Source organism: Coprococcus sp. AM97-35 (assembly GCF_027697525.1).
In the GTDB taxonomy this organism is placed as follows: domain Bacteria; phylum Bacillota; class Clostridia; order Lachnospirales; family Lachnospiraceae; genus Allocoprococcus; species Allocoprococcus comes.
On sequence record NZ_JAQESL010000056.1, the window covers coordinates 1 to 3,125 of the forward strand.

General features: G+C 30.8%; 6 protein-coding genes. All 6 read left to right on the forward strand.

Annotated elements, in window-relative coordinates:
• The first annotated feature begins 142 nt into the window (after positions 1-142).
• The 6 genes from PG840_RS16430 to PG840_RS16455 all read left to right on the forward strand — a co-directional run bounded on the left by PG840_RS16430 (position 143) and on the right by PG840_RS16455 (position 2,931).
• Positions 143-514, forward strand: coding sequence for a GntR family transcriptional regulator (locus PG840_RS16430; RefSeq protein ID WP_006857100.1), 372 nt, complete (start codon positions 143-145; stop codon positions 512-514).
• 2 nt (positions 515-516) lie between these two features.
• On the forward strand, positions 517-1,365 hold the full coding sequence (locus tag PG840_RS16435; protein WP_118003844.1) for an ATP-binding cassette domain-containing protein: 849 nt from the start codon (positions 517-519) through the stop codon (positions 1,363-1,365).
• A complete protein-coding gene (locus PG840_RS16440) occupies positions 1,365-2,018 on the forward strand; it encodes an ABC-2 transporter permease (RefSeq protein WP_006857098.1) in 654 nt (217 codons plus the stop codon). The genes PG840_RS16435 and PG840_RS16440 overlap by 1 nt, the downstream gene beginning before the upstream one ends.
• Positions 2,019-2,148: 130 nt before the next feature.
• Positions 2,149-2,340: a DUF4177 domain-containing protein gene (locus tag PG840_RS16445; RefSeq protein ID WP_008370354.1), complete on the forward strand. Its 192-nt coding sequence runs from the start codon at positions 2,149-2,151 to the stop codon at positions 2,338-2,340.
• Positions 2,341-2,363: 23 nt separating this feature from the next.
• The gene (locus PG840_RS16450) at positions 2,364-2,594 is read left to right on the forward strand and encodes a hypothetical protein (RefSeq protein WP_021423130.1); all 231 of its coding nucleotides are present in this window, start codon (positions 2,364-2,366) and stop codon (positions 2,592-2,594) included.
• A gap of 16 nt (positions 2,595-2,610) precedes the next feature.
• Complete coding sequence (locus PG840_RS16455; protein WP_006857095.1) at positions 2,611-2,931, forward strand: ATP-binding protein; 321 nt, start codon at positions 2,611-2,613, stop codon at positions 2,929-2,931.
• Positions 2,932-3,125 lie beyond the last annotated feature (194 nt).

Genomic DNA, 3,125 nt, shown 5'->3' on the forward strand with positions numbered 1-3,125 from the left:
AACTGGAAGATTGTAGGATAAATTATATAGCGTGCATTTCCTAAATGAGATTTGCACGCTTCACTTTCTGTACAAACACCATATAACACTTGACAACAGCGTTACTCTGTTATATACTGTTTATACAGAAAGGAGCTGTGAGATGAAAATTATTATAAACCATTCTTCAATGATACCTATTTACGAGCAAATAGTAGAACAAGTTAAAGCTTTAATTCGGAATGGAAAATTAAAAGAAAATGATAATCTTCCGTCTGTTCGTTCTCTTGCAAAAGAATTAAAAATAAGTGCTCTAACTGTGAAAAAAGCATATGATAGCTTGGAAAACGAGGGGTTTACGGTAACAATTCATGGAAAAGGAACATATGTTACTGCTACAAATACAGAGCTTTTATTAGAGGAACAGAAAAAGGAATTAGAAAGTGATTTAGAACGAGTTATTCAAAAAGGCAGATGTTACGGTATCAGTGATGAAGATATAAAAAAACTATTTGAGTTAATTTTGGAGGGTTAGATATGTTAAAAATTGAGCATTTGAAAAAAAGTTATGAAAACTTTTCGCTTGATTGTTCTCTTGAAGTAAAGAAAGGTCATGTAACTGGTTTGATTGGTCAAAATGGTGCAGGAAAAAGCACAACATTTAAAGCTATTTTAGGGCTAATTTCCTTTGATAGTGGAACTATCAATATTCTTGGAAAGTCATTACAAGATTTTACTGCAAAAGACAAGCAAGATTTGGGAGTAGTTCTTTCGGACTCTGGCTTTAGTGGATATTTAACAATCAATGATATTATTCCTATTATTGATAATTTATATCAAAATTTTGATAAATCATTTTTTATAGAACAAGTTAAAAAGTTTCAGCTTCCACGAAATAAAAGAATAAAAGATTTTTCAACTGGTATGAAAGCGAAAGTAAAAGTCTTAGTTGCTGTTTCACACAATGCAAAGTTGTTAATTCTTGATGAACCAACGGCGGGATTAGATGTAATAGCTAGAGATGAATTGTTAGAAATGCTAAGAGATTTTATAGAAAAAGACGAAGAACGCTCTATTTTAATTAGTTCTCACATTTCCAGTGATTTAGAAACTTTATGTGATGACCTTTATATGATACATCAAGGAAAAGTAATTATGCACGAAGATACTGATGTTTTACTAAGCGATTATGCACTACTTAAAGTTGATGAAGAAGAATATTCCAAATTAGATAGACAATATATTTTACGTACAAAAAAAGAAAGCTATGGATATAGTTGTTTAACTAATCAAAAACAATATTATGCTGAAAATTATCCTCAAATGGCGATTGAAAAAGGAAATATAGACGAAGTAATAACAATGATGATTAGAGGTGTTGAATAATGAAAGGTTTATTGATTAAAGATTTTAAATTGCTGAAAGGACAGAAAAACTTCTTTATGACTATTACTGCTATATCTATAATAATGATAATAGTATCTCCGGGGACTTCGTTTCCGATTGGTTTCTTAGGTTTTGTGGGGGCATTATTCTCATTGAGTTCAATTAGCTATGATGAATTTGATAATGGAAATGCTTTTTTATTTTCTTTACCGATAACACGAAAAGATTATGTACTGGAAAAATATATTTTTGGATTGATTTCAGGAATAATGTTTTTGTTGTTGGGAACTGTTATTAGTTTAGTTGTTATTGGTATTACAAAAACAGGCAGTTTTAATGAAATTTTTTTAACAGCAGGTTCTTTATTTCCTACTATTTTATTGATTTTATCAATCATGCTTCCTTTTATCTTGAAATTTGGTGGAGAAAAAGGAAGAATTGCTATCATAGGTGTAATGGGATTTATATTTGTTATAGGACTGCTTCTTATAAAAACTACTGAATATTTAGGAATAGATTTATATGTCTTAATAAATAAATTACCTAAATTTGAACCACTAGTATATATAATATTATTTTTATTGCTTTCAGTTGTTATTTTAGGTATCTCCTATCTTATTAGCTTAACAATACTAAAGAAAAAAGAGTTTTAGAAAAGAGAGGTGTGCTTATGGACTTGACTATTTTGGTAGTAGGATTGATATTGGGCGTTGGTATTCCTTTAAGAAATAAGGCAATCAAAAAGCGTAGAGAAAATATGAAAGAGAAAGGAAATGAGGAAAAATGAAAAAATATGAATATTTAGAAATTGATTATACTGCGAAAGGTGTTGTGTTCCTTTGCACCGATAAACATAAGGAAGTTATAAATAGCTATGCAGAAAATGGGTATCGCTATGTTGGTTTTATACCTACAGAAATTGACGCAAAAGGTTGTATGCGAAAGATTGATTTAATTTTTGAAAAAGAAGATTAACTCATTTTAGGGAGTTGGTTCGAATGATAGGGTTAAAAAAACGAGATATTAAAAAAGCATTAAAGGCTGGTGCAAAGGCTGGCGGTATGTCATTAGCTGATGTACGGGAAAATATTGAAGCAACGATTGATGAAGCTATGAATAGCACCGACCCAGAGGTGCAGGCAAATTTCAAAAAGTATTTTGGGAATAAACGCCCTACACCAGAAGAATATATTTATATCATTACAAAAAAGACAAAGGTAAAATTATAATAAAAGGGTCGTGGAAATGCTTCACAAAATTGTGATCTGCATTATCACGGCTCTTTTACTCTCTGTTTACTTTCAAAACTGTAAGTGTACAAATATATTGCTTGTGATTGAAGATAATGGTTGTGGAATAAAAGCGTCTGATTTATCCCGTGTATTTGAAAAAGGTTTTACGGGTTCAAATAGAAACAAGGCAAATGCAACGGGTATGGGACTGTATCTATCGAAAAAATTATGCGATAGGTTGGGCTTGAAATTGGATATTGCTTCTACGGAAAAAGAATATACAAGACTGACCATTACATTTCCAAAAGGAACAGTTCATAATTTTTCAGAGTAATTTGAAAACCATGCCAACATTGATACGGTGCTTTAAGGGGGCTTGCATTATGGAAAGCTTTAAGTACAATTCTTTGCAATCAAATTCCACCTAATAGCACACTATTAAAAATTGAATATGTTTTAGCTTTAAAGGCTCGTACAGACTATATGTTTTGTGCGGGCTTTTTTCATACCCGAAAAAAATTTAAAAAT